The following is a 25855-nucleotide window of genomic DNA, read 5'->3' as shown; positions in this document are numbered from 1 at the left end:
GCTTTCGTGCTTTCTCGCTTAACAATCAGAACGCAAACAAGGCCATTATGGATGGCGTTCGGAAAGGGAGAAATCATGAAAAAAACGGGTATGCTGTTGGGGGCTCTACTGGCAGCAACAACGGCTGTTGCGCCAGCATGGGCACAACAGCAGGCAGCATCTACGGCTGCTGTGCCTGCAACAAATGCTGCAACTGCCGCAGCAACGCAGGACTTCGGCCGCCTTTCAGACGATGGTAACACAGCGTTTGAAGAACTGATGCTGGCACGCCGCGCCATTTTTGATGGTGATCTCAAAGGGGCTAAAACCCTGATTACAAGCGCACAGCAGGCGCTGGATCGGGCACGGGCAGACAACACAGCTTTCCAGAAGGCAGAAGCTGAACTGATGCCAGTAAAAACCAAGCAGGCTCAGACAGCTAAAAAAGGTACGGGTAGTACTACGCCAGTAGCTTGGTTGCCGATTGATGGCGAACTGGTTCTGGATGAAACAGTTGAACCCACAACAGAAAAAAGCGCTGCTGTTGCTGCGGCAAACCGCCACCTGCGCGCAGGTGACCCTGACCGTGCTTCTGAAGTGCTGAAAGTTTCTGGCGTAGATGCAGATTACGTGATTGCTGCAGTGCCGTTGGAACAGACACGGCAGGATGTAAATCGTGCTGCTGACTTTATTAAAAATGATCCGTACAAAGCCAGCGAAGCGCTGCGTGATGCAGAAAATTCAGTGCGCTATGCCTCTGTTGATATTCAGGCTGTAAGCCATCAGCAGGCTGCATCTGGCAATACATCTAAGTAATTTTGCCCAACATGCTGCTGTTATGGCTCCTGAATGGGCCATAACAGCAGGTGTATAAATCTCTAGGTTTATTCTGCCGCGGCTCTCAGGCCTGCACCGGCTGCCAGAGGGCAGAGTGGTAAGGCGCCAGCAACAAATGCTGCCAGAAGTTCTAAATCTGGTTGCCATGGTAGGCCAGTGGATGCGGCATCAATCGCCGCTGCCCCAAAAATCAGTGCAGGTGTTGCAAGCGGCAGCGTGAGCAGCGGCAAGAGGACCCCGCCGCGTCGTGCGCCCAGCACAATAGATGCACCCATTCCCCCAATAAGGGACAGCACAACAGACCCAAGGAAAAGCCCGGTCAAAAGCACAGGGAGGGCAGACGCAGGCAGGCCCAGCATGGTTGCCAGTGGAACAGCCGCCAGAAGCAAGGGGATGCCGGTAGTGAGCCAATGCGCGGTTATTTTGGCCAAGGCTACAAGAGAAGCCGGAACGCCCAGAAGCAGAAGTTGGTCCAGAGATCCATCTTCAAGCTCCGCACCAAATAGCCGATCTAGCGGGAGCAGAGCTGCCAGTAAGGCGCAGACCCAGATAATGCCCGGTGCCATATGCCGCAGCAATTCAGGGGATGGGCCAAGCGCAAGCGGGAACAGGGTGGCTGTGACAATAAAGAAAAGGATGGCCCCCATTGTGTCTGCCCCATGCCGGAGGGCAAGGCGGAGGTCACGCCCAACAATGGCCCAGAACAGCCCGATCATGCGTCATCTTCCTGCTGGTAAAAGGGAGAAGCGGACGAATCGCCCGCGCCCGGCAATGTAAGAGGCTGCACATTTTCTAGCGGCAGGGGCACATGCGTGGTGGCAATAACCAACCCGCCTTGCTGCCTATGTGCCGTAAGAGCTTGCCCTAAAAGGGTAATGGCATTGGCATCCAAGCCAAGGCTGGGTTCATCCAGCAGCCATAAAGGTGCGTTGGCCAGCAGAACACGGGCAAGTGCCGTGCGCCGTTTCTGCCCCGCAGAAAGCAGGCGGGCTGGCAGATTGGCAAGCGGCAACAAATCCATGGCTTCAAGGGCTGCGTGCATATCGCCTTGGCCTGCACGCGCGAACAGGGCGAGGTTTTCTATTACGGTTAGCCCCGGCTTAAGCGCATCCTGATGCCCCAGATAAGCCACTTTACTGGCATGGGCTGCGCGATCAGTAAAAATCGATTCGCCATGCCAGAGCAGTTGGCCGGAATCGGGTTTGCGCAGGCCCGCCAGAACGCGCAGCAAAGTGGACTTTCCGGCGCCGTTGGGGCCGGTCAACAGCATGGCGGCTCCGGCTTCCATCTGAAAGCTGACGCCATCCAGCACCAGTCTTTCCCCACGGAAAACACAAAGATCCTCAGCATAAAGTGCCGGAAATGCACCAGTTTCAGGCCCGGTTGGGGCAGATTGCCCGGCAGGGAAAGGACTGTCGGCGATAACACTTCTCCTTATTGTTACCGTGCAAGGCCGCAAAAGCCGGGGTGCTCGCGTTCTCGTGGTCGCTCCCTGGCTTGTGCCTTTTCCAACTGCCGGTATGTTCTAGGCCCAACGGGATATCAAGCCGGTTGCCCGGCAGATCAGGCAGGCACTCGGCGCCGAATGGCATATTTACGGTGTCCTGAACGCATCACCAGCCATCGGCTGTGATCGGGGAGAGAGCGATTATGAAAACGGTTGGGCACGATACGCTAAAGACAGGCCGCACCCTTGAGGTTGACGGCAAGACCTACCATTATTTTTCCATTCCCGAAGCGGCAAAAACCATTGGCGACGTAAGCCGCCTGCCGGTTTCGCTGAAGGTTCTTCTGGAAAACATTCTGCGGTTTGAAGATGGGCGTTCCTACAATGTAGAAGACGCCAAGGCCATTGCAGGCTGGTTGCCAAAGGGCAGCAGCAGCAAGGAAGTGCCTTTCAAGCCTTCACGCATTCTGATGCAGGACTTCACCGGCGTGCCGGGTGTGGTGGATCTTGCAGCCATGCGTGATGGGATTGTGAGCCTGAAGGGTGACCCGCAGAAGGTGAACCCGATGGTTCCGGTCAACCTTGTGATCGACCATTCCGTGATGGTGGACTATGCAGGCACAAAAGATGCGCTGCAGGAAAACATTACGCTGGAATTTGAGCGCAACGCAGAACGTTATGCCTTCCTGCGCTGGGGTCAGGAAGCTTTTGAAAACTTCTCTGTTGTGCCGCCTGATACGGGCATCTGCCATCAGGTGAACCTGGAATACATTGCCCAGGTGGCATGGACCGCTAATGTTGGTGGCAAGGAATACGTTTACCCGGATTCCCTGTATGGCACAGACAGCCACACCACCATGATTAACGGTCTGGGCGTTCTGGGCTGGGGTGTTGGTGGTATTGAGGCTGAAGCCGCAATGCTGGGCCAGCCCATTGCCATGCTGATCCCCGATGTGATCGGCTTTAAGCTGACAGGCAAGCTGCCAGAAGGCGCAACAGCTACCGATCTGGTGCTGACAGTCACCCAGATGCTGCGTAAAAAAGGCGTGGTTGGTAAGTTTGTTGAATTCTTTGGCCCAGCACTTGACCATCTGCCAGTTGCTGACCGTTCAACCATTGCCAACATGGCTCCGGAATATGGTGCAACTTGCGGGTTCTTCCCGGTTGATGCTCTTACGCTGGACTTCCTGCGTCAGACCGGCCGTGATGAACATCGTATCAAGCTGGTTGAAGAATACCTGCGTGCACAGGGCATGTTCCGCACGCACGAAACACCCGAACCGGTGTTCACAGATGTTCTGGAACTGGATCTCAGCACGGTTGTGCCGTCTCTGGCAGGCCCCAAGCGCCCGCAGGACCGCGTGGAGCTGAAAAGCGCCAAGACCGCGTTTGAAAAAGAACTTACCAGCTCTCTGGGTGTGGCCGCAAACGATGCCGATAAAAAGGTGCCGGTTGCCGGAACCAACTATGATCTGGGGCAGGGCGATATTGTTATTGCCGCCATTACCTCCTGCACCAACACATCCAACCCGGCTGTGCTGATTGCTGCCGGTCTGGTTGCCCGCAAGGCGCGTGCTCTGGGCCTTACGCCTAAGCCGTGGGTGAAAACCTCTCTGGCCCCGGGGTCTCAGGTTGTTACAGATTACCTGAACCGTTCAGGCCTGACGACAGACCTGGATGCCATGGGCTTCAACACCGTTGGGTATGGTTGCACCACCTGTATCGGTAACTCCGGCCCGCTGCCTTCCCACATTGTAGATGCGATTGAAAACAACGACCTGGTTGCTGTTTCTGTCCTGTCTGGCAATCGTAACTTTGAAGGCCGTATTTCCCCCAACGTTCGGGCCAACTATCTGGCAAGCCCGCCGCTGGTGGTTGCATATTCCCTGCTGGGCACCATGCGTAAGGATATCACCACGGAACCGCTGGGCACATCCAAGGATGGCAAGCCGGTTTACCTGAAGGATATCTGGCCCACCAATAAGGAAATTGCAGACCTTATTGCTTCTGCCATCAGCCGTGACGAGTTTATCAACCGTTACAAGAACGTGTCCAAGGGCACGAAGGAATGGCAGGGCCTGAAGGTTGCTACGGGTTCTGAAACCTATAAGTGGGATCCGAAATCTACCTACGTGCAGGATCCGCCGTACTTCAAGCATATGGACGTTGAGCCCAAAGCTCCCGGCAATATCGAAGGTGCGCGCATTCTGGCTCTGCTGGGTGACAATATCACAACTGACCACATCTCTCCGGCTGGTTCCATCAAGAAGGACTCACCGGCTGGTCGTTACCTGATGGAACACGGGGTTGAACCGAAAGACTTCAACTCTTACGGCTCCCGTCGTGGGAATGACCGCGTGATGGTGCGTGGTACTTTTGCCAATATCCGTATCAAAAACGAAATGTTGCCGGGTACGGAAGGTGGATATTCCAAGCACTTCCCAGATGGGAAGGAAGGCGCCATTTACGATGTGGCCATGGAATACAAAAAGGAACACACCCCGCTGGTGGTGATTGGTGGCAAGGAATACGGCATGGGTTCTTCCCGTGACTGGGCCGCAAAAGGCACCCTGCTGCTAGGCGTAAAGGCCGTTATTGCTGAAAGCTTTGAGCGTATTCACCGTTCCAACCTTGTGGGCATGGGCGTTCTGCCGCTGGTGTTCAAGGATGGCACAACCCGCAAGACCCTTGGTCTGAAGGGTGATGAGGTGATCAGCATCAAGGGTGTTGATAAACTTTCGCCGCGCATGGATGTAATTATGACAATTACAAGAAATGACGGCTCCACGCAGGAAGTACCACTGCTTTGCCGTGTCGATACCCTAGACGAAGTCGAGTATTATAGGCATGGTGGCATTCTTCAGTACGTCTTGCGAGGGATGACGAAAGCTGCCTGAGAACCAATTCGTTCAAGGTGAACGTCAAGATGCCGACCCGGTACGCACCGGGTCGGCGTTTTCTGTGGAAGACCCAGTCGTTTTGAGTGCGGAACATCTGCACAAAAGTTTCGGCGAGGGGGATGTCCTGTGTGGTGTATCCATGCAGGTGCGAAAGGGTGAGCTGGTTTCTATTATCGGCCCATCCGGTTGCGGAAAATCCACTTTTTTACGGTGTTTGAATTTTCTGGAAATTCCCGATAGCGGCAAGATCACTGCCATGGGGGTGACCATAGAGCGTAAAGATGCCGTCTGGCGTCGCGCTGATGAGCATATGGCACATCGCTTGCGCACTCATGTGGGCATGGTGTTCCAGAGCTTTAACCTTTTTCCCCACCTTACAGTTCTGGACAACGTTCTGCTGGCCCCCCGCGTGGTGAAGGGTGAGGGCGGAGAAGTTGAACGCGCCGAGGCCATGGCCCTGCTGGAAAAAGTAGGGTTGGCCCGTGTTGCGCAGCGTTACCCCGTTTCGCTTTCTGGTGGGCAGCAACAGCGTGCCGCCATTGCACGTGCTTTGGCCATGCGGCCAGAAATTATGCTGTATGACGAACCCACATCAGCGCTTGATCCGATAGTTGCGGAAGAAGTGCTGGGGGTCATGCGCACCCTTGATGATGAAGGGATGACGCAGATTATCGTCACCCACGATATGCGTTTTGCCCAAGTGGCATCGGATACCATTGTCTACATGGATGGCGGCCATATTGTTGAAGCCGGCCCGCCGGAGGTTCTGTGTGTGAACCCGGCCCATGAACAGACACGCCGCTTTTTGAGGACACTTCTGTGAAACAGAACGCACAGTATTGCCCGCCCCGCTTTTGGGGTTTGTTTCTGCGCTGTGTCTGTATGCTGCTGGCCGTAAGCTGGCTGGGTGCTGGCGCGCATGTGGCACACGCACAGGAAGAAAAGCCGATCCGCTGGGCTGCGGATGCTTCATCGGATGTGCCCTATACGTTTCATGATCTGAAAGATCAGGACAAGCTGACCGGGTTTGAATATGACCTGATGCAGGAACTGGGCAAGCACATGGGTGCGCCGCTTCAGTTCGTGCAGAATGACTGGGATGGCCTTATTCCCGGCTTGCAGCGTGGCCTTTATGAGATGGTCATCTGTGGCATCGAGATGACAGATGAGCATGCTGAAGGCATTGATTTTTCAGACCCGTACTACATCACATCAGAACGCATTGTGGTGCGGCGTAATGGCCCGCAACTGAAAACCCTTGCGGACCTGAACGGCCATGCCATTGGCACCATTAAAGATACGCAGGCTGAACGTATTCTTACCGAGAACGCCAAGGTTCAGCTTCGGACGTATGATGAAGAAACCGATGCGTTTATGGATCTGGCAAACGGGCGCACGGATGCCATTCTGATTGATGGCCCCATTGCCAAATATTACGGTGATACCAACCCGGCCCTACAGGTGGTGGGTGAACCCATTGGCCGTGTGGAATATGGTATTGCTTTTGCTAAAGGGCAGAATGTTGCCCTACGCGCAAAAGTAAATGCCGCACTGGCAACCATGCAGCATGATGGCACACTCCATCGCGTTTTGCTGCGGTGGGACCTATGGACGCCAGAAATGGCGCAGCTGACCAATGATCACACCACCTTAAACGTTACACCAGCGGCGTGGAACGCATATGTGGCAGAGCTGGAAGGCAAGGGCGGCTGGCGCGTTAAGCTGGAACGCTATATGGGTTTTCTGCCGCAATTGGCGAAAGCTGCATGGCTGACGTTGCTGGTTTCCCTATGTGCAATGGTGCTGGCTGTTGGTGCAGGTTTGGCTCTGGCGCTTCTGCGTTTGTATGGCCCTACGCCTTTGCGGTGGGTGGCGACTACATATGTGGAAGTGGTGCGTGGCACCCCATTGCTGATTCAGGTTCTGTTTATTTTCTACGGTCTGCCTGAATTTGGTATCAGTCTTACGCCCTTCCTGGCCGGTGTTGTCAGCTTGGGTATGAACTACGCGGCATATGAGGCCGAAAACTATCGGGCCGGCCTGCAATCTGTTGCGCATGGGCAGATGGAAGCCGCATTGGCCCTGAATATGACGCACGCTCAGGCACTGCGTTATGTTGTGGTGCCACAGGCTTTCCGTCTGGTTATGCCTGTCATGACAAACGATTTTATCTCGTTGTTGAAAGATTCGTCACTAGTCAGCGTGATTACGCTGACAGAATTGACCCAGACTTACATTCGCCTGTCCTCTTCCTATTTCGATTATTTTGGAACAGGGCTGATGGTTGGTGCGGCTTATCTGTTGCTGGGGCTGCCTTTTGTGCGTTTGGCACGTATGGCAGAAAAAAAGCTGGCACAGCCGCATATGCGGCGCCGGTAAAACCTGTTTGGGATATCTGTTCCGTCTTGCGAGACAAATGCAAGTGCATCTGTCACATGGCGGAACAGAGCCTGACGGATGTTGTGCGACCAGCCAGCTTGTTCCAAAATTGTCGGTAAATCAGGAATACGCGCAACATTAGATACACTTCTTGCTGGTAAGGGGTTGTAATGTAATGTGCGCGTGTTCGCAGGGACAGTGCTGGACTTCAATGGATCTTCTTTCCGCGCTTCACAGCTTTGTTCGCGTTGCGGCTACAGGCTCGTTTTCTGCCGTCTCGCGTGAGACAGGTGTTAGTCAGCCTACAATTTCCCGCCATATTGCGTTGTTAGAGGCGCATTACGGCACAACGCTGTTTGCGCGCACCACACGCAGCCTCACCATGACGGAAGATGGCAGAAGCCTGCTTCCACATGCCTATGAAGTGCTGGAAATTCTGGAAACCGCAGAAACAGTGCTGGGCCGCCGCCGGGCTTCTGTTTCTGGTTTGGTTCGCTTAGGGGTCACCACGGCTTTCGGCCTGTGTCTGACACGGCGGATAGGGGAATTGCTGGAACGGCACCCTGATCTGGCTATTGAAGTGGTTATGCGCGATGCGTTTGGTGATCTGGTAGAAGAAGGGCTGGATCTGGCCGTTCGTGTAGGAGAGATTGCCGAAGGGTCTCTTATTGCCCGCAAATTGGGTGTTGTGCGCAAATGGCTGGTGGCCGCGCCATCTTGCCTGAACCGTTGCGGCACGCCTACGCACCCACGTGATCTGCCGGAATATCCGGGAGTCGTCTATAATTACGGTTCCAGCAGGCTGGACTGGAACTTTGAACGGGATGGCGAAGAAAGCGTTATTGCGCCTTCTGCTGTTTTCCGTGCCAATAGCAGTGAAGCGGTGCTGTATGCTGTAGAATCTGGGTTGGGCATAGGGCTGCTACCAGAGTTTCAGGTGCGTGAGGCTGTCGCTAGTGGTCGGCTCACCCGTCTGTTTGCAGATTGGCAGATTCCATCTTTGCCGTTTTATGCCGTGCATACCGGCCCGCGCACGCTCCCCTTGCGGACGCGGACGGTTCTGGACTTTCTGATCGAAGTTTCTGCAGATCTTCTGCGTGAAGGCAAACTTCACCAAGCTGTTTAACGGTTTCCTATACCTTACAGAAAGCGTTCTAACGGTTGCTTAACCATGAAACGCAGGATCTGCCGATATAGTTGTGGGCAGCGCAGTGTCAGGAAGCTTGCTGTCAAACCCTTGGCGCAGATAAGGGCTCCATCCGCGTAGCCATGCGTTGGTGCGGCGGACAAAGTCTGACACAGCAGCGGAATCGGACATACCTGCGCGGGACCAGTTTTCTGGTGCACCCGGTACGGTTTTGCTGCCAGCTTCTGCCGGGCTTGTCAGCATGTGAACACTCATGAAATCCACACCGGGGCCGGATTTGCTTTTTTCAATCCGGTTCCATCCTGCATCCACCAGAACAGGGGGCAGATCAAAGCCCATACCCGTCAGGCGTTGCACTGCTGGGGGAATAAACATTGGGCTTCCCAACAAAGCCTGTAATGCGGGATTGGATGTTAGAAAAACGTTGTTCACCACACGGATGGGGGATGTCATCCAGCATTCTGTATGCGTGCCATCCTGCGGCAAGGCTTCGGACATAAAGTTAAAGTTGCTGTGGCATTCATCCTGCACCAACTGCGTATCCGTAATGGGTAAGGATTGTGTGGTAGCCTGCGCAACCAATAGGCCTGTGACAATGCCTTGTTCAGAACGCACATAAAGGGATGTCAGAATCTCTCCATGAGCAACATCATCCTGATAATTCAGGAGCGGGTGCCATTTGCCCGCGGGTAAAGGGAGCTGGCGGCCCGCAAAGGATAATGTGCCTTCAAATTGTGCATCCATAGGGGGAGCGGAAACGGTACGCCGGTCTTCATCCGGCCGCAACGCATCTTCTGACGAATCGGCAGATGATGCACCGCTCGGCAGCATATGGCTGATTTTAGAGGTAAGCTTTGCATAGGCTGGCAGGCGTGATGTCAGCCAAGGGGCTGGAAACATCACGGAAAACACACTGCATGCGCCAGCGGTAAACAGCGCGACACGCCATACAGGAGCGCGTTGCCACAATCGGGTAAAAGCAGACATGCAGAACAGCCTTGTGCCGGAAGAATAAACAGTAAGGGACCGCTTATGGAATCAGGCGCGCATGAATGCCATCGCCTTCATCCGTGCGGTTATCCGCCACTTTTGCAACCACAGCGCCATCATCTTCCTTTACCAGCCGCACCATATTGGCGCCCTGCTGGCGGGCTACAATCAGGGATTCGCTGATCATATCTTCAATGGAGCGCACCAGATCGCGGGCAGAAGCTGCATCTCCCATGCGGCTCTGGCGGCGCATGACATCCATCAGCAGGGTGGCATCAATCCCGCCGGTTTCTACCTTCAGGCCGTAGCTTTCAATCATGGTTTCAATTTCCAGCGCGGCCACGCGGGCAATATCCAGACCCTGTAGCGGACGGAAGACGAAGATCCGATCCAACCGGTTTAGAACTTCCGGGGCAAACCCAGCCTGACGCAGGGCTTCTACCGATTCGGCACGCATACGGTCTGGGTCATCATGCAGGCGGTCTGCAATTTCTGTGAGCGCATCCGTGGCAATGTTCGATGTCAGCACAAAAATGGCACGTACGGTAGAAATCTGCTGCCCGGTAGAGGCTTCGGTAATGTGTCCGTCATTCCAGGCTGTCAGGAATTTTTTGAACACATCTGGATGCGCTTTTTCAATTTCGTCCAGCAGCACCACAGCATCCGGTTTTTCCTTCAGGCCGCCCGTCAGCTTCCCGTAAGTGTCTGAACCTACATAACCTTTGGGTGACCCAAACAACTGGGTTGCGGCGTGGGGGCTGCTCATCTGTGTCATGTCAAAATGCAGCAGGGGGCGTTCAAGCTGGCGGGCAAGCTGCTTGGCCAGATAGGTTTTGCCTGTGCCCGGGGGGCCTGCCAGCAGAAAAATGCCTACTGGTTTACCGCGTACCTGCAAGGCAAGGCGGCGGCGCAACTGCACAGCCACATCCTCACATACCTGATCCTGCCCAATAACGCGGGCCCGCAGGTTGGCTGCCAGTTCTTCCGCATCAATGGTGGTTTCACGCTGCTCGCGCGCCATCATTTCTTCCAGTGCGGCGCGGTTGGTCAGTCTGGCAAGAACGTCCATGATGAATCCCCGTCGGCGTAAAAGCCCTTTGCGCGCTAGCTTTTCGGCGCGTGTTTCAAACAGCAGCCCTGCTACCGTAAGTATAATGCCACTTGCGGCCAAAATTGGCCACGCGGGAGCGCACCACTGCAAAACATGCGTAATGGAATGCAGGGAAAGATGCAGGCTGAGGGCAATCTGTATGCTGGCAAGCACCAGAAAGATGACCATCATCAACGGCATCAGCCGGTTTAGGGCGGGTAACAGTCCCTTCATTGCGCAATCACCGTTAGTGGCAAAGTATCCCCTTTATACATAATCGGCAGTGTTTGTGGGCCAAATACCGTAATGGCGCCGCTTCCAATGCCAGCAGGCCCAGGGTCTGATGCTGGTATGATATCAACATTACCGCTGATCGTAATGGGTAGAATGACGGTTTGCGGGGTAGGGGACAAATGCACAGTTTGGTGCCATGCTCCGCAAATAAGGGTAATGGTGCCCCCAGCGCCTGTGGCATCGTAAACAGGCATGGCTACCAAGCGAATGTCCCGCCGTTTTATGCCGGCCAGAATATCTGCCTGCTCCTGATCCGTGTAATTCGATTTTGCCAAGGTTTGAGCCGCTTTTTGCGAGGCAATGAGCGTAAGGGGAATCCCCAGCCGATTGGCGCTGTTATCGTGGTCTTGCGTATTGTTTTCTGCTGCGGGGGTAGAGGTATTTCCATGTCCTCCACCCATAAAATGCACACCAGCTCCAGCCATGATAACGCATGTAGCTAGCCCTATCAGAGCCATGCGCACGCCAGAGGGTTTATCTGCTGCCTGAGGTTGCGGCTGCGGCTTCCATGCGGGTTCTGGCTCTTTGTGCATATTGAAAGGTCAGCCCTTAGTGGTGTGTAGGATGGTAAAAATGTCGCAATAGAGGTAATAAAAGCATGTCCGGCGCACCCTGCAATGCGCAATTTGCATCCAGCCCGTAAAATTGTTTTTTATAAAGGGTAGAGATTTGCATAACGGGCAGTAACTTTATTCTGCCCTTGCGGTTTCACTCTGCATCCCTTACATAAAGAACCATCCTTCTCAATTTGTTTTACGTTTCGGGGGGTGGCCTTGACGGCCGCCTTTTTTGCATTGGATACAGACCTTTCTACTCACTCTGGCCTAGAAGCCCGCGTTGCTGCGCTGATAGCCCCTGCCGTTGAGGATATGGGTTATGAGATTGTGCGTGTTGCTGTGCTGGGGCGTGAGCGTCCGACTGTGCAAATCATGGCAGACCGCAAGGACGGTTCCCTGATCAATGTGGAAGATTGTGAACGGATCAGCCACGCGGTAGGTGCCGTGCTGGATGTTGAAGACCCCATTCCCGGGGCGTGGACGCTGGAAGTTTCCTCTGCCGGGATAGATCGGCCCCTTACCCGTGCGAAGGACTGGAACCGCTTTGCCGGGCACCAGGCCAAGGCAGAAGTTCTGCTGCCGGTAAATGGGCGCCGCCGCTTTTCCGGTACGGTTCTGGGGTCTGATGGAACTGTTGCGCGGATGCGTCTGGATGATGGCACGGAAGTTGCCTTGCCGCTGGAAGAACTCCGGCGTGCACGGTTGGTGCTGACAGATGCTCTGATTGAAGCTAGTGCCCGTATGGTGCAATCTGCGCCCGGCACTGATCCCGCCCAGAAGAATGACGACGATTCTTCCGGGCCCAAGGTGCATTGATAAAGCTGCCTGTTTTGGAGAGCTGAGAGTATGGATACCTCTGTTTCCCGTCCTGAACTTTTGCTGGTTGCAGACGCTGTCTCGCGCGAGAAAGGTATCGAGCGTGAAGAAGTGCTGGAAGCCATGGAACAGGCGATCCAGAAAGCCGGACGCGCCAAATATGGGCACGAAAAGGACATTCGTGCCACCATCGACCGCAAGACAGGCGATGTGCGTCTGTCCCGCTGGACGGAAGTGGTGGACGAAGTGGAAAATGAAGATACGCAGATTGCGCTCTCCATTGCCCGCAAGTTTCGCCCTGAAATTCAGGCAGGCGAATATCTGATCGATCCACTGCCCCCGATCGATTTTGGCCGTATTGCCGCGCAAACCGCCAAACAGGTGATTGTGCAGCGCGTGCGTGAATATGAACGCAAGCGCCAGTATAACGAATTCAAGGATCGCGTTGGCGAAATCGTAAACGGTACCGTCAAGCGGACCGAATACGGTAACCTGCTGGTTGAAATTGGTTCGGCAGAAGCGCTGCTTCGGCGTGATGAGCTGATCCCGCGTGAAACGTTCCGTAACTCAGACCGCGTGCGCGCTTACATTTACGATGTGCGTGATGAACCACGTGGCCCGCAGATTTTCCTGTCCCGCACGCATCCGGCCTTTTTGGCCAAGCTGTTTGCGCAGGAAGTGCCTGAAATTTATGATGGCATTATTGAAATTAAGGCCGTTGCGCGTGACCCGGGTTCTCGCGCCAAAATGGCTGTGATTTCTCGTGATGCGTCTATTGATCCTGTTGGGGCTTGCGTGGGTATGCGCGGTTCCCGTGTGCAGGCCGTTGTGGCCGAGCTGCAGGGCGAAAAGATCGATATCATCCCGTGGAGCCCGCAGGCCGCTACCTTTGTGGTGAATGCATTGGCTCCGGCTGAAGTCAGCAAAGTGGTGATGGATGAAGAAGCCGGACGCGTAGAAGTGGTCGTGCCGGATGAGCAGCTTTCTCTGGCTATTGGCCGCCGTGGGCAGAACGTCCGTCTGGCCAGCCAGCTGACTCGTTGGGATATTGATATCCTGACAGAAGCGGAAGAATCCGAGCGCCGCCAGGAAGAGTTCCGTCGTCGGACAGCGCTGTTTGTTGAAGCTCTGGATGTGGATGATGTGATTGCGGGTCTGCTCGTCACAGAAGGTTTCCACTCCATCGAAGAACTGGCTTTTGCTGATCCAGATGAACTGATTGGCATTGAAGGTTTTGACGAGTCGGTGGTTCAGGAGCTGGTTCAGCGCGCTGAATCTTATCTGGTTCAGCAGGAACAAAAGCTTGATGATCGGCGGAAAGAGCTTGGTGTTGTGGACGAGATTGCCGATATGGGCGTGTTTACAAACCAGATGCTTGTGACATTGGGTGAAAAAGGTGTAAAAACCTTAGACGACCTTGCAGATCTGGCTGGCGATGAGCTGGTTGAGATCTTGGGCACCGATGCCATTGAGGAAGATGCCGCCAATGAAATTATCATGGCAGCACGTGCTCATTGGTTTGAGGATGAAAATCAGCAGCCTTCCGATATCAAGGAAGGTGAGGCCAACGCCTGAGGCCTGATATAAAGTGGGTGGTGATTTCTTGCCAGAAACAGAAGAGAAAGGCAGCCTTCGGAGGTGCGCGGTAACGCGTGAAGAAGGCGAACCTTCTTTAATGATCCGGTTTGTAATTTCACCATCTGGTGAAGTGGTGCCTGATCTGGATGCACGTCTGCCGGGGCGGGGAATATGGTTGAGCCCCCGCCGGGATGTGATAGAACAGGCGCGTGCCCGGGGCGTTTTTTCACGCGCCGCACGCCAGCAGGTTAAGGTGCCGGAAGATATAGTAGCCCGTGTAGAAGCGGGGCTGCTCCGGCGGATGAGTGAACTTGTAGGGCTGGCTCGCAGAGCTGGTCAGGCTACAAGTGGATTTATGAAGGTGCGAGAATGGCTGGTACAGCGTAAAGCTGCCATTGTTGTTCATGCGCTGGATGGAAGCAGGGAAGAGCGGGAAAGGCTGGTTTCCGGCCAACGCGATATTCCTGTCGTTGAGGTGTTGTCATCTGAAGATCTGGCAAAGATTTTTGGGCGGGAACGAGTGGTGAACGTAGCGCTTTCAGCCGGTGGGCTGGCACAGCGCTTACGTTGTGAGAATAAGCGTTTTACGGGGGTTGCTGAAGGCGGCCCTCGCATGCCCCGGACCTTTCCGGCGCATGGGTGTGAACAGGCGGGTCAATGAGCGAAGGCAAGGATCAGGATCAGGGTAAGGGGCGTTTGTCCCTTCGGCCGGCAGGGCGTTCGGAGGTCGGACGGACGGTTGATGCCGGGTCCGTGCGGCAAAGTTTCAGTCATGGCCGCTCCAAGGTTGTGCAGGTTGAAGTGCGCAAAAAACGTGGTGCCGGGCCAGGTGGCTCTGGCGGACGTGCCGGTGGAGCGCGCGGTGGCGGTCGTACGCTAACAGCCGCTGAACTGGCCATGCGTCAGCGTGTGCTGGCGGAACAGAAAAAAGCAGCGGAAGAAGCCGCACGGCGTGAAGCCGAGCAGCGCGAAGCTGAAAAAATTCGTATTCTTTCGGCCGCTGAAGAAGCACGTCGTAAGGAAGAAGAAGATAAGCGCGCGGCTGAAGAAGCCGAAGCCGCAAAGGCTGCCGCTGAAGAGGATGAGCGCAAATCGCGCATTGAATCCATTCAGCCTATTGCCGTGAAAGAACCAGTTGTTTCTGCTGTGCCCATTCCGGGTGAAGTAACGCTGGCTCCGCCGGTTGGGCGTCTGCGTCCGTTGGCTGAACGCGCAATTATGCCAGCCAAGCCGCTGAAGCCTGTTCCTTCACGCTCTCAGCCTGCTGAAGCCAAGGAAAAAGAACCAGCGGCTGCGCAAACACTGCGCCTGCGTAGTGGCCGTGACATGGAAAGTGATGATGCGCCGCGCCGTGGTGCATCTCGTAAAACACCTGCTGGTAACCATCGCAAAAGTGGTGGTGGTCGTAAGTCGGATGTCGGCGGTGGTCGTCGTGCAGGCCGTATTGATGTGCAGGCCGCGATTGAAGGTGATGACGATAAGACGCGTTCACTCGCATCTGTCCGTCGTCAGCGCGAGCGTGAACGCCGTCAGGCTGAACTGGAACGTCTGCGCTCCGATCAGGTGAAGGTTGTGCGTGATGTGGTTCTGCCGGAAAACATTACCGTGCAGGAACTGGCTAACCGTATGGCAGCCCGTCAGGGTGAAGTTATCAAAGCGCTGATGAAAATGGGCGTAATGGCAACTGTCACTCAGACCATTGATGCTGATACGGCTGAACTGATTGTTGAAGAATTCGGCCATCGCGTGCGCCGTGTTTCTGAAGCAGACGTTGAACTGGGGATTGAAGGTGTGGAAGACGCACCGGAAGATCTGCGTCCGCGTCCGCCGGTTGTGACAATCATGGGTCATGTTGACCACGGTAAGACATCTCTGCTGGATGCTCTGCGCACAACAGACGTTGCGGGTGGAGAAGCCGGCGGTATTACCCAGCATATCGGGGCTTATCAGGTTACGCTGCCTTCCGGCTCCAAGATTACATTCCTGGATACCCCGGGCCATGAAGCCTTTACGGCTATGCGTGCTCGCGGTGCATCCATTACGGATGTGGTGGTGCTGGTTGTGGCAGCTGATGATGGTGTTATGCCGCAGACGGTTGAAGCCATTAAGCATGCCAAGGCTGCAAACGTGCCGATGATTGTTGCTATCAACAAGATCGACAAGCCAGGCGCCAAGCCTGATCGGGTGCGTCAGGAACTTCTGAGCCACGAAATTGTGGTAGAATCCATGGGCGGTGACGTTCAGGATATTGAGGTTTCCGCGCTTAAACGTACCGGGCTGGACAAGCTGGAAGAAGCTATTCTTCTACAGGCAGAAATTCTGGAACTGAAGGCAAACCCGGACCGGGCTGCTGAAGGTGCCGTTATTGAAAGCCGTCTGGATCGTGGTCGCGGTTCTGTTGCCTCTGTGCTGGTGCAAAAAGGCACGCTGCATAAAGGCGATATCGTGGTTGCTGGCACCGAATGGGGCCGGGTGCGTGCTCTGCTGGATGATCGTGGCCGTCAGGTTACGGATGCAGGGCCTTCCATGCCGGTTGAAGTGCTGGGTCTTTCTGGTGTGCCATCTGCTGGTGCTCCGTTCGTGGTGGTTGAAAACGAAAACCGCGCACGTGAGATTTCCGAGTTCCGTCAGCGTAAGCTGAAAGAACATCAGGTGGCTGGTCAGGTTGCTGCCCGTGGCACGCTGGATCAGATGCTGGCCCGTATTCAGGCCGGTGATCAGAAAGAAGTTTCTGTTCTGATCAAGGCAGACGTTCAGGGTTCTGCGGAAGCTATTCAGACAACCGTGCTCAAGCTGGCAAATGAAGAAGTGGGCGTTCGCGTTCTCAATGCTTCTGTTGGTCAGATCACGGAAAGTGATGTGCAGCTTGGTAAGGCATCGGATGCAGTGATTATTGCATTCAATGTGCGCGCCACAGCACAGGCGCGTCAGTTAGCGCAGCGCGAAGGTGTAGATATCCGCTACTATTCCATCATCTATCAGGTTGCTGATGATGTGGAACAGCTTGTGCGCGGTAAGCAGGCACCTAAGCATCGCGAAAAGTTCCTTGGCTATGCCGAAATCCGCCGTGTGTTCGAAATCAGCAAGGTGGGCAAAGTGGCTGGCTGTTACGTTACGGAAGGCGTTGTCAAACGCGGCTGTGGCGTGCGTCTGCTGCGTGATGGCGTAGTGGTTCATGAAGGTGACTTGAGCCAGCTCAAGCGCTTCAAGGACGATGTTAAGGAAGTCAGCAAGGGTTACGAATGTGGCCTTTCCTTTGCAGGCTACAATGATCTGCGCGAAGGCGATGTGGTGGAATGCTTTGAAAGTGAGCTGGTTCCAGCATGAGCCGTAAGAACGGATCAGGCAGTAAAGTAGCAGGGCCGGCGGGGTATCTCGCCGGTCTTGCTCCATCTGGCCCCTCCCAGCGTCAGTTGCGGGTGGGGGAAGAAGTGCGGCGTGTGCTGGCTGAAATTTTTGCACGCACCACGTTTCGTGATCCGGATCTGGCAGATGTTGACCTTACGGTTACAGAGGTTCGGCTTTCTCCAGATTTTCGTCACGCAACGGTTTTTATTACCCGTTTGGGTCGTAGCGATGTTGCGGAACTTCTGCCCGCTTTAAAACGAGTAGCTCCGTGGTTGAGAACACAGCTTGCGCATAAAATACGTGCGCGTACTGTGCCGGAACTGCATTTCCAGCCAGATACAGCGCTGGATACGGCCATGCACATGGATACACTGCTGCGTTCTCCAGAAGTGCAGCGTGATCTCAATGTGCCATCGGAAGATGAAGAGTCGGAAGACTAGGTATTCAGCTACATTTGCCCTGTTGCACAACGGGGCGAATGGCAAAGTTGCTTTGAATACGCACTACACCCGGCATGCGGGATAATTCCTCTTTGTGGATACGCTCATAATCCTGCATGTCTCGGGCTTCTACACGCAGTAGATAATCAGCATCACCTGTCATCAGATAACACTCCTTAACATCAGCACATTCTTTAATGCGGCTTTCAAAACGCCGCAGGCATTCCTCTGTCTGCTTTTCCAGCGTGATCTGCACAATAATGGTGGCAACTGCCGGGCTTTTCTGCCGAGCAATAATGGCGTGGTAGCCTTGTATGGTGCCCTGTTGTTCAAGCATGCGCACGCGGCGCAGACAGGCAGAAGGGGAAAGCCCCACTTTTGCAGCCAGCTCTGCATTGCTCAAGCGGCCATTGTGTTCAAGGTGCCGCAAAATGGCTTCGGTTACACGATCTGGCATAATCTGTCTTTTGTGGTCTGGTATTGAAATTTTATTCTAAAATACAGGAAAAATAATATGTTCTGCAACACACAGGCAGGATATCTTACAAAACACCTGTTAAAATTCTGAAACCGAAACAAATAAGGGTGGCGGTTGTGAATACTGTTTCGTCCTCAGCTAGAACAATGTGGCCTGCATCTCGCGCGGGGGCGGTTCTCACGGTTAATCTGTCCGCTATTGCTGAAAATTATCGCTACCTTGTAAGCCGGTTGGGCAAAACAGCTTGTGCTGCAGTGGTTAAGGCTGATGCCTATGGGCTTGGTGTTGCGCAAGTGGCCCCCGTTTTGGAAAATGCCGGTGCAAAGCATTTTTTTGTCGCACATGTAGATGAAGGGCTTGCCCTTAGGCCCTATTTATCTCCTCATACATCTATCACGGTGTTACATGGCCCTCGGCCAGAAGCTGCTGAAGTATGTGTACGCAACAATCTGCGGCCTGTTCTCAATAGTTTGGAACAAATTGCGGTTTTGCGAAATCTGGCTGCCAAGATGGGTAAACCCTTGGATGTCGCCATTCAGCTTGATACCGGTATGTCCCGTTTTGGGCTTTCAGAGGCTGATATTGATACGCTAGCAGCGTCTCCAGAACTTCTTACAGGTTTGTCTGTCAGTTTGGTTATGAGCCATCTGGCTTGTGCCGATACCCCTGAAAATCCAGCAAATACCATGCAGCGCGAACGGTTTGAGGCCTATGCGCATGTGCTCCCCAAAGCTGCTTTAAGCCTTTCTGCATCATCCGGTATTTTTCTGGGGCCGCAGTTTCATTTTGATCTTGTCCGCCCCGGTGCTGCTTTATATGGCGTGGCGCCACAGAATGAGGGTGATAACCCGCTTAAGCCTGTGGTTGGCCTGCAAGCGCATATTCTGCAAATTCGTCATTTATCTAGGGGAGACCGGGTAGGTTACGGGCTGACATGGCAAGCCGGTGGCCCGTGCCGTGTTGCCACTATTGCTACCGGTTATGCTGATGGTTTTGCCCGCGCCGGGGCTGCTGCAGGATGCGCTTGGTATAAGGGCTATCGGCTGCCAATTTTGGGCCGAATTTCTATGGATTCCATGACTGTTGATCTTTCTGCGGTGCCTGAAGGCCTGCTGGAGGAAGGTAGCATGGTGGAACTTCTGAACGAGTCTTACGGAGTAGATGCTGTAGCCAAAGCAGAAGGCACAATTGGTTACGAAGTACTGACATCTCTGGGGCGGCGCTATCATCGCGTTTACGCAGCGGCTGCCTGAACAGTTTACCCAACAGAAAGATAAGCAGAAATGAAAATTCTGGTTCTGGGAAGTGGTGTTGTAGGGGTTACATCTGCCTGGTATCTGGCGAAGGCCGGGCATGAAGTTACAGTGGTGGACCGCCAGCCGGAAGCTGGTATGGAAACCAGTTTTGCCAATGCGGGGCAGGTTTCTCCCGGTTATTCTGCGCCATGGGCTGGCCCGGGTGTGCCGCTTAAATCCATTAGCTGGCTGCTGATGAAGTATCGGCCATTTGTATTTTGGCCCATGCCAGACCCGCATTTGTGGAAATGGCTTTTTCAGATGCTGGAAAACTGCACGGCCGCTGCGTATGACCGCAACAAGGGCCGTATGGTGCGTTTGGCTGAATACAGCCGTGATGTCATGCAGGATTTACGTGCGACAACAGGCATCACGTATGATGACCGCCAGCAGGGCACGCTACAGGTTTTTAGAACCCAGAAGCAGCTTGATGCAACAGCCAAGGATATTGCTGTTCTTAAACAGTATAATGTCCCCTACGAACTTTTGGATGTAGATGGCTGCGTAGCGGCAGAGCCGGGTCTTGCAGCATCTCGCCAAAAGATTGTTGGTGGTTTGCGTTTGCCGGGTGATGAAACCGGAGATGCCTTTAAATTCACACAGCGTCTGGCCAGCATGGCGCAGGAAGCCGGTGTAAAGTTTCTGTATGATACGGTTGTGCGCCGTGTTCGGTCTGAAAGTGGGCGTGTAACGGGTGTAGAAACCTCTCGCGGCGTATTAACGGCAGATTCCTATGTGCTGTCATTGGGCAGTTTCTCTCCCGCACTGCTACGGCCTCTGGGGATTGATCTGCCAGTTTATCCCGTAAAAGGTTATTCGCTTACAGCATCTATTCAAAATGCAGATGCAGCGCCTGTTTCTACCATTATGGATGAAACCTTCAAAATTGGTATTACCCGTTTGGGGGATAGGGTGCGTATTGGGGGCACGGCAGAACTGGCTGGTTTTAGCCGCCGTTTGCGTAAACCCCGGCGTGAAACATTGGAACATTCTGTAACAGATCTGTTTCCCGGATGTTGCGATGTAGAGCAGGCACTTTTCTGGACAGGTTTGCGCCCGATGACTCCAGATGGCACACCGGTTATTGGACGCACAGGTTTGGACAATCTGTTCCTTAATACCGGGCATGGCACGCTTGGGTGGACTATGGCATGTGGTTCCGGCAAAGTGTTGGCAGATCTTATGTCCAACAAAAAGCCTGAGATTGATGCGGCAGATTTGAATATCTTCCGGTATCGTCAGTCATAATTCTATCATCTAAAATTATTTTCAGGTAAGGGCGGAAAGCGCTTTATGCGTTTTCCGCTTGTGCGCACCGCAAAAAATCTACCCTCAAAAGCATTGTTTTTGCATACGCTGTGTTTCATGCTCACGTTTGTGGGAACCTTACACAGTTGCTGGAATGTTTTCATGCGTCTTGCATACAGGCCGCTTAGCTGGGCGGTTGTGTAACGTAATGGTCGGGACGGTCTGGGGTAACAATCGGATTTTTGGCGGTTATGAAAACAAAGTGCGTGCCTGATGTGTGGAAAAACAAGAAGCCGGATCTTTCAGAAAAAAGAAAATCCTTTCTAAAAACAGGGGCTTTGCTTCTTGCCGGAAGCCTCTTTCTAGGTGTTGCCAGTGTTGGCGGGCAGGCTTATGCGCTTGCCCCTTCTGTGCAGGCACCACAGGCTTATACGCCCACGCCAGCTGATGTGGCGATGGTATCTGACCTGGAGCAACGAACATTCCAGTGGTTCTGGGATTCAGCAGATCCGGCTACGGGGCTTATTCCAGATCGTTATCCATCAGATCAGAAGCAGGATAGTGTTGCATCTGTAGGTTTTGGTCTGACTGCTTATGGTATTGGTGTTAAGCGCCATTATATTACGCGCCAGCAGGCTGTAGAGCGTACGCTTACAACGCTGCGCTATATGTGGAAATTGCCGCAAAATGAGAGTGCGGATAAAGCCTCTGGCTATCACGGGTTTTTCTATCACTTTCTGGATAACCGTACAGGTTTGCGCCTGAACCCAGATATTGAACTTTCCAGTATTGATACTGCATTATTAATGCAGGGTGTTCTGTTCTGTCGTAATTTTTATACGCAGGATACAGCGCAGGAAAAAGAAATTCGCCAGCTTTCAGACCAACTTTTTAATAGAGTGGACTGGAAATGGATGGAACGTCCAGACCATCGGCTGAGCATGGGATGGTCACCCGAGCATGGCTTTCTTCCCAATTATTGGGAAGGGTACAGCGAGGGTATGATGCTGTACATTCTTGCCTTGGGGGCTCCCGAACATGGGTTACAGCCTGTTTCCTGGCAAGCATGGTTGGCAACAAATGATAAGCGCTGGGGTGAGGAATACGGGCAAACATTCCTGAACTTTGCACCTTTGTTTGGGCATCAGTATTCCCACGCATGGATAGATTTCCGGGGGATTCAGGATAATTGGATCAGTGGCAAGGGTATTGATTATTTTGAAAACAGCCGACGTGCTGTGTATGCGCAACGTAATTATGCTGTGTCCAACCCCGGAAAATGGCAAGGTTACGATGCCAACACATGGGGCTTAACAGCCAGTGATGGCCCCGGTGATGTGACCAAAACAGAAAACGGGCAGACACGTCACTTCCTGTCTTACAGTGCCCGTGGTGTGGGGCGTGACTATACACAGGATGATGGCACCATTGCGCCAACGGCCGCTGGTGGTTCTGTGGCTTTTGCGCCGGAAATTGCCATTCCGGCATTGCGCACCATGAAAGAAAAATATGGAAACCATATTTACGGCAAATATGGTTTTGCAGATTCGTTTAATCCCAGCTTTCATGATGAGAAGCAGGATTACTGGGCCGATAATACTTACTTGGGTATCGACCAAGGCCCCATTTTGCTGATGGTGGAAAACTGGCGCAGCGGCCTTGTGTGGGACACAATGCGGCAAAGTACTGTTATTCGCCGTGGTTTGCTGCAGGCCGGTTTTCATGGTGGATGGTTGCAGCAGGTTGCGCAGCAGCCTTCATCCGTTGTGCGTCGTAAGGGCTGAAAGTAAAAAAGCCTCCCTCTTTTATAAGTTTCAAAGAGGGAGGCTTTTTTTTAACCTTGATAAGATGCAATTTCGATCAGATTTTCATCCGGATCATGGCAGTAAACGGATGTAATGGGGCCTAGCGCACCAAGGCGGGCCACAGGGCCTTCTACAATTGTTACGCCGCAGGTTTTAAGGTGTTCGCAAACATCTTCACTAGTAATGGCGGTTACAAAACATAAATCGTTTCCGCCGGGCAGGGCGTGTGTGGCTGTTTCCCACCCTTCGGCATTATAAGCACGCAGGTTCAGCTTCTGGCCTCCAAAACGCAGCGCAGTGCGATTGTTGCGGCCGTATTCTTCCCGGTCCATTCCCAGCACGCGCTGGAACCATGAAGCGGAAATTTCTACATCCCTTACAGTCAGCACCACATGGTCTAACCGATCTACTGTAAAACGCATGAAACCGCATCGCTCCCTTGCTGTTGGCCCCTTTGCAGCAAAGGGGCCAAGGCTGCTGTCTTACAGCTCAGCGTAGAAGTCGTTGCCCTTATCATCAATAACAATAAACGCAGGAAAATCTTCCACTTCAATTTTCCATACGGCTTCCATGCCCAGTTCAGGGTATTCCAGCACTTCCACCTTGCGGATGCAGTCCTTGGCAAGCCGTGCAGCTGGCCCACCAACAGAACCCAGATAGAAGCCACCATATTTCTGGCAGGCATCCTTCACGGCCTTGGAGCGGTTGCCCTTGGCCAGCATGACGTAAGAACCACCATTGGCTTGAAGTTCCGCCACGTAAGAATCCATACGGCCAGCCGTTGTGGGGCCAAAGGAGCCTGTAGGCATGCCAGCAGGGGTTTTGGCCGGCCCAGCGTAATAGACGGGGTGATCTTTCAGATACTGCGGCAGGCCTTCGCCTTTTTGCAGGCGTTCGCGGAATTTGGCATGGGCGATATCACGCGCAACCACCACAGTACCCGTAAGGGCCAGACGGGTTTTGACAGGGTATTTGGAAAGCTCTTTGCGGATTTCATCCATCGGCCGGTTCAGGTCGATCTTGATGGCTTCGCCTTCCAGATGTTCATCTGTGGTTTCTGGCAGGAAGCGGGCGGGATCATGCTCCAGCTGTTCCAGAAAGAAGCCTTCTGCTGTTACGCGTGCCTTGATCTGCCGATCTGCCGAGCAGGAAACACCAATACCAACCGGCAGAGATGCACCGTGCCGGGGCAAGCGGATAACGCGCACATCGTGGCAGAAATATTTGCCGCCAAACTGAGCGCCAATCCCCAGCTTGCGGGTAAGCTCCAGCACCTTCTGTTCCATCTCAACATCACGGAAGGCGTGGCCAGTCATATCCCCTTTGGTTGGCAGGGCATCATACCAGTGGGTAGATGCCAGCTTAACTGTTTTGAGTGTCTGTTCAGCAGACATGCCACCGATAACAATGGCCAGATGGTAAGGCGGGCAAGCGGACGTGCCGAGTGTCTTGATCTTGGTATCCAGCCAGTCCAGCAACTGCTGTTCAGATCCCAACAGGGCGCGTGTTTCCTGAAACAGGAAGGTTTTGTTGGCAGAGCCACCACCCTTGGCAACGAACATCAGGTCCATCTGCTCATCGTGCTCACCAGCTGGGCTGGCAAAAATATCGCACTGAACGGGCAGGTTGGTGCCGGTGTTCTTTTCATCAAACATGGTGAGTGGCGCCATTTGGGAATAGCGCAGATTGGTACGTGTATAGGTTTCGTACACACCTTTGGAGAAGGCAACTTCCTCGTTCCCTTCTACCCAGACACGCTGGCCTTTTTTGCCAAACACAATGGCGGTGCCGGTATCCTGGCACATGGGCAGCACGCCCCCTGCGGCAATGCAGGCATTTTTCAGCAGATCAAGCGCCACAAAGCGATCGTTATCCGAAGCTTCGGGGTCTTTCAGGATGGAGGCAAGCTGCGCCAGATGTGCGGGGCGCAGAAAATGCGCCACTTCATGAAAAGCCTGCGCAGTGAGTTCCGTAAGGGATTCGGGTGTAACGTGCAGAACAGTTTTGCCACCGCACTGTGATGTGCTTACACCTGCAAGATCCAGCTTGCGGTAGGTGGTTTTATCCTCCCCCATCGGGAACAGGGGAGAATAGGCAAATTCCGGCACCGGGGGGCGAGGGGGCTGGCTGGTCATTTCTTCGTGTCTTCTCCGTCAACCTGGCCCCGTTTGCGCCGGGGCTTCAGGCGGGTGATGGTCCTTTCTTACGGAAAGCGTCAAGACTCACGACCTGTGAGGACGAGTCGCTTTCCTCCGGCCCGTCCTGTTCGGGCTGGCCGGTGGTGGGTTCTTCCGGCGCGGGTTCCTCTGTTGGCTCCACGGCAGCAAAATGCAGGCTGAACCTTATGGCAGGATCAGCAAACCCAGTAATAGCCTGCACAGGAATAACCAGTATGGAGCCAACACCCCCAAAGGAAAGACCGACAGAAACAGTTTTTGCTTCCCGGTCCACCTTCAGATCCCAGAACTGGTGCTGGAGCACGATGGTCATTTCATGCGGATACTGGGCGCGAAGTCTGGCAGGAATATCCACGCCGGGAAAATCCGTAAGGAAAGTCAGATAGAAATGGTGCTCTCCTGCAAGCCCTTCGCGGCTCACATGTTCGAGCGCATTCAACATCACACTGCGGGAGGCTTCATTCAGCCAGCGTTCATACGGCAGCAGGCTGGGAGCCGGAAAAAGGGAGTCGTCCTGTGTGGGGTCGTGGTCATCAGCCATATTATTTGCTCCTTGCCGCCACCGGGGTTGCCCCGGCTTTTTGATCGAATATTTATATAACGCAGGGATGCGCGAAAGATCACGCCAGTGCAAGCACGCCGGACATGTTTGTTGCAACACCAGCCATGCAGGCCAAAGTATAGCGTTTAAAACGGAGCTGAATTTGGAAAATTGAGGTGGGAGGGCTTCTGTTGCCCGGTGCCCTCCCGAACCGCGCTTATCGCTTATGCAGCAACAGCGAGCACCTCAGAGTTATCATTGGCACTTGTAAAAATAGCCCGATAACGGTGGTACAATACCGGGCAAAAAGAATATCTTTACTGCGCGTGTCGAGCCTATTTCGTCCCCATCTGTCCAAACCCTTGAGAGGCCGGATGAGTGGTGGAGACGCCGGGTACCGCCCCCGGGTCCACTACGCCTATTCCATATTCCGTTTATTGCCATAGTCAGAAGCGAACTTCTAACACCCCAAACATAGGCGGGAGTGTAAGGCTGCGCAAGGTGTTTGC

Annotated in this window: 22 protein-coding genes and 1 other RNA gene; 13 read left to right on the top strand and 10 right to left on the bottom strand. The window is 53.8% G+C overall.

Annotated elements, in window-relative coordinates:
- Window positions 1-6 precede the first annotated feature (6 nt).
- Window positions 7-795 (top strand): YfdX family protein, encoded by a 789-nt coding sequence (locus tag ABNV41_RS10250; protein ID WP_196332625.1) that lies wholly within the window; start codon window positions 7-9, stop codon window positions 793-795.
- Between the two features lie 68 nt (window positions 796-863).
- On the opposite strand, the gene ccmB is transcribed toward ABNV41_RS10250, so the two are convergent.
- Window positions 864-1532, bottom strand: coding sequence for a heme exporter protein CcmB (gene ccmB, locus ABNV41_RS10245; protein WP_003624591.1), 669 nt, complete (start codon window positions 1530-1532; stop codon window positions 864-866).
- The gene (gene ccmA, locus ABNV41_RS10240; RefSeq protein ID WP_080986713.1) at window positions 1529-2275 is read right to left on the bottom strand and encodes a heme ABC exporter ATP-binding protein CcmA; all 747 of its coding nucleotides are present in this window, start codon (window positions 2273-2275) and stop codon (window positions 1529-1531) included. The genes ccmB and ccmA overlap by 4 nt, the downstream gene beginning before the upstream one ends.
- Before the next feature lie 191 nt (window positions 2276-2466).
- On the opposite strand from ccmA, the gene acnA reads away from it, so the two are divergent.
- The 4 genes from acnA to ABNV41_RS10220 all read left to right on the top strand — a co-directional run bounded on the left by acnA (window position 2467) and on the right by ABNV41_RS10220 (window position 8668).
- A complete protein-coding gene (acnA, locus tag ABNV41_RS10235) occupies window positions 2467-5160 on the top strand; it encodes an aconitate hydratase AcnA (protein WP_050818674.1) in 2694 nt (897 codons plus the stop codon).
- A gap of 64 nt (window positions 5161-5224) precedes the next feature.
- A complete protein-coding gene (locus tag ABNV41_RS10230; protein WP_050818673.1) occupies window positions 5225-5986 on the top strand; it encodes an amino acid ABC transporter ATP-binding protein in 762 nt (253 codons plus the stop codon).
- The gene (locus ABNV41_RS10225; protein ID WP_050818672.1) at window positions 5983-7542 is read left to right on the top strand and encodes an ABC transporter substrate-binding protein/permease; all 1560 of its coding nucleotides are present in this window, start codon (window positions 5983-5985) and stop codon (window positions 7540-7542) included. The genes ABNV41_RS10230 and ABNV41_RS10225 overlap by 4 nt, the downstream gene beginning before the upstream one ends.
- Window positions 7543-7753: 211 nt before the next feature.
- Complete coding sequence (locus ABNV41_RS10220; RefSeq protein ID WP_050818671.1) at window positions 7754-8668, top strand: LysR family transcriptional regulator; 915 nt, start codon at window positions 7754-7756, stop codon at window positions 8666-8668.
- 39 nt (window positions 8669-8707) lie between these two features.
- Here ABNV41_RS10220 and ABNV41_RS10215 read toward each other — a convergent pair whose 3' ends face one another.
- From ABNV41_RS10215 to ABNV41_RS10205, 3 genes are read right to left on the bottom strand one after another with little or no spacing between them, the layout of a single operon-like run.
- Complete coding sequence (locus tag ABNV41_RS10215) at window positions 8708-9676, bottom strand: hypothetical protein (RefSeq protein ID WP_050818670.1); 969 nt, start codon at window positions 9674-9676, stop codon at window positions 8708-8710.
- A 43-nt stretch (window positions 9677-9719) separates the two neighbouring features.
- On the bottom strand, window positions 9720-11003 hold the full coding sequence (locus ABNV41_RS10210) for an AAA family ATPase (RefSeq protein ID WP_050818668.1): 1284 nt from the start codon (window positions 11001-11003) through the stop codon (window positions 9720-9722).
- Window positions 11000-11596 carry a hypothetical protein gene (locus tag ABNV41_RS10205; protein WP_050818666.1) on the bottom strand — a complete coding sequence of 199 codons (597 nt, stop codon included), beginning with the start codon at window positions 11594-11596 and terminating at the stop codon, window positions 11000-11002. Before ABNV41_RS10205 ends, ABNV41_RS10210 begins: the two co-directional genes overlap by 4 nt.
- Before the next feature lie 234 nt (window positions 11597-11830).
- Here ABNV41_RS10205 and rimP point away from each other — a divergent pair, with 234 nt between their 5' ends.
- Genes rimP through rbfA form a run of 5 tightly spaced genes read left to right on the top strand, consistent with a single transcriptional unit; the run spans window position 11831 to window position 17802 of the window.
- On the top strand, window positions 11831-12436 hold the full coding sequence (gene rimP / locus ABNV41_RS10200) for a ribosome maturation factor RimP (protein WP_003624600.1): 606 nt from the start codon (window positions 11831-11833) through the stop codon (window positions 12434-12436).
- Between the two features lie 30 nt (window positions 12437-12466).
- The gene (nusA, locus tag ABNV41_RS10195) at window positions 12467-14011 is read left to right on the top strand and encodes a transcription termination factor NusA (protein WP_050818664.1); all 1545 of its coding nucleotides are present in this window, start codon (window positions 12467-12469) and stop codon (window positions 14009-14011) included.
- A 13-nt stretch (window positions 14012-14024) separates the two neighbouring features.
- Complete coding sequence (locus ABNV41_RS10190; protein WP_349934645.1) at window positions 14025-14675, top strand: RNA-binding protein; 651 nt, start codon at window positions 14025-14027, stop codon at window positions 14673-14675.
- Window positions 14672-17341, top strand: a complete 2670-nt coding sequence (gene infB / locus ABNV41_RS10185) for a translation initiation factor IF-2 (protein ID WP_050818662.1) — start codon at window positions 14672-14674, stop codon at window positions 17339-17341. The genes ABNV41_RS10190 and infB overlap by 4 nt, the downstream gene beginning before the upstream one ends.
- Entirely contained in the window at window positions 17338-17802 is a 465-nt protein-coding gene (gene rbfA / locus ABNV41_RS10180) for a 30S ribosome-binding factor RbfA (protein WP_050818660.1), read from the top strand. The genes infB and rbfA overlap by 4 nt, the downstream gene beginning before the upstream one ends.
- Before the next feature lie 4 nt (window positions 17803-17806).
- Here rbfA and ABNV41_RS10175 read toward each other — a convergent pair whose 3' ends face one another.
- Complete coding sequence (locus ABNV41_RS10175) at window positions 17807-18259, bottom strand: Lrp/AsnC family transcriptional regulator (RefSeq protein ID WP_050818658.1); 453 nt, start codon at window positions 18257-18259, stop codon at window positions 17807-17809.
- A 128-nt stretch (window positions 18260-18387) separates the two neighbouring features.
- On the opposite strand from ABNV41_RS10175, the gene alr reads away from it, so the two are divergent.
- From alr to ABNV41_RS10160, 3 genes are all read left to right on the top strand, one after another.
- Window positions 18388-19533: an alanine racemase gene (gene alr / locus ABNV41_RS10170; protein ID WP_080986712.1), complete on the top strand. Its 1146-nt coding sequence runs from the start codon at window positions 18388-18390 to the stop codon at window positions 19531-19533.
- Between the two features lie 30 nt (window positions 19534-19563).
- Window positions 19564-20823 (top strand): D-amino acid dehydrogenase, encoded by a 1260-nt coding sequence (locus ABNV41_RS10165; protein WP_050818653.1) that lies wholly within the window; start codon window positions 19564-19566, stop codon window positions 20821-20823.
- A 251-nt stretch (window positions 20824-21074) separates the two neighbouring features.
- A complete protein-coding gene (locus ABNV41_RS10160) occupies window positions 21075-22607 on the top strand; it encodes a glucoamylase family protein (protein WP_050818652.1) in 1533 nt (510 codons plus the stop codon).
- A gap of 50 nt (window positions 22608-22657) precedes the next feature.
- Here the strand turns inward: ABNV41_RS10160 and ABNV41_RS10155 are convergent, their stop codons facing one another.
- From ABNV41_RS10155 to ssrA, 4 genes are all read right to left on the bottom strand, one after another.
- Entirely contained in the window at window positions 22658-23050 is a 393-nt protein-coding gene (locus ABNV41_RS10155) for a VOC family protein (RefSeq protein WP_003624614.1), read from the bottom strand.
- A 60-nt stretch (window positions 23051-23110) separates the two neighbouring features.
- Window positions 23111-24763: a fumarate hydratase gene (locus ABNV41_RS10150; RefSeq protein WP_050818651.1), complete on the bottom strand. Its 1653-nt coding sequence runs from the start codon at window positions 24761-24763 to the stop codon at window positions 23111-23113.
- A gap of 46 nt (window positions 24764-24809) precedes the next feature.
- Window positions 24810-25346, bottom strand: a complete 537-nt coding sequence (locus tag ABNV41_RS10145; RefSeq protein WP_050818650.1) for an SspB family protein — start codon at window positions 25344-25346, stop codon at window positions 24810-24812.
- A 175-nt stretch (window positions 25347-25521) separates the two neighbouring features.
- Window positions 25522-25850, bottom strand: a transfer-messenger RNA (tmRNA) gene (ssrA, locus tag ABNV41_RS10140).
- Between the last annotated feature and the right edge of the window lie 5 nt (window positions 25851-25855).

This window comes from Acetobacter sp. A11-2 (assembly GCF_040208445.1).
GTDB lineage: Bacteria > Pseudomonadota > Alphaproteobacteria > Acetobacterales > Acetobacteraceae > Acetobacter > Acetobacter oryzoeni.
The sequence above is the reverse complement of the archived record's forward strand: the minus strand, read 5'-3'. Positions and strand labels throughout refer to the sequence as shown.

What these genes read in the sequence shown, in the direction of transcription:
- ccmB (WP_003624591.1), bottom strand. Translation starts at nt 1,532, where the DNA reads ATGATCGGGCTGTTCTGGGCCATTGTTGGGCGTGACCTCCGCCTTGCC.
- acnA (WP_050818674.1), top strand. Translation starts at nt 2,467, where the DNA reads ATGAAAACGGTTGGGCACGATACGCTAAAGACAGGCCGCACCCTTGAG.
- ABNV41_RS10220 (WP_050818671.1), top strand. Translation starts at nt 7,754, where the DNA reads ATGGATCTTCTTTCCGCGCTTCACAGCTTTGTTCGCGTTGCGGCTACA.
- ABNV41_RS10215 (WP_050818670.1), bottom strand. Translation starts at nt 9,676, where the DNA reads ATGTCTGCTTTTACCCGATTGTGGCAACGCGCTCCTGTATGGCGTGTC.
- ABNV41_RS10210 (WP_050818668.1), bottom strand. Translation starts at nt 11,003, where the DNA reads ATGAAGGGACTGTTACCCGCCCTAAACCGGCTGATGCCGTTGATGATG.
- ABNV41_RS10205 (WP_050818666.1), bottom strand. Translation starts at nt 11,596, where the DNA reads ATGCACAAAGAGCCAGAACCCGCATGGAAGCCGCAGCCGCAACCTCAG.
- nusA (WP_050818664.1), top strand. Translation starts at nt 12,467, where the DNA reads ATGGATACCTCTGTTTCCCGTCCTGAACTTTTGCTGGTTGCAGACGCT.
- infB (WP_050818662.1), top strand. Translation starts at nt 14,672, where the DNA reads ATGAGCGAAGGCAAGGATCAGGATCAGGGTAAGGGGCGTTTGTCCCTT.
- rbfA (WP_050818660.1), top strand. Translation starts at nt 17,338, where the DNA reads ATGAGCCGTAAGAACGGATCAGGCAGTAAAGTAGCAGGGCCGGCGGGG.
- ABNV41_RS10175 (WP_050818658.1), bottom strand. Translation starts at nt 18,259, where the DNA reads ATGCCAGATCGTGTAACCGAAGCCATTTTGCGGCACCTTGAACACAAT.
- ABNV41_RS10165 (WP_050818653.1), top strand. Translation starts at nt 19,564, where the DNA reads ATGAAAATTCTGGTTCTGGGAAGTGGTGTTGTAGGGGTTACATCTGCC.
- ABNV41_RS10160 (WP_050818652.1), top strand. Translation starts at nt 21,075, where the DNA reads ATGAAAACAAAGTGCGTGCCTGATGTGTGGAAAAACAAGAAGCCGGAT.
- ABNV41_RS10155 (WP_003624614.1), bottom strand. Translation starts at nt 23,050, where the DNA reads ATGCGTTTTACAGTAGATCGGTTAGACCATGTGGTGCTGACTGTAAGG.
- ABNV41_RS10150 (WP_050818651.1), bottom strand. Translation starts at nt 24,763, where the DNA reads ATGACCAGCCAGCCCCCTCGCCCCCCGGTGCCGGAATTTGCCTATTCT.
- ABNV41_RS10145 (WP_050818650.1), bottom strand. Translation starts at nt 25,346, where the DNA reads ATGGCTGATGACCACGACCCCACACAGGACGACTCCCTTTTTCCGGCT.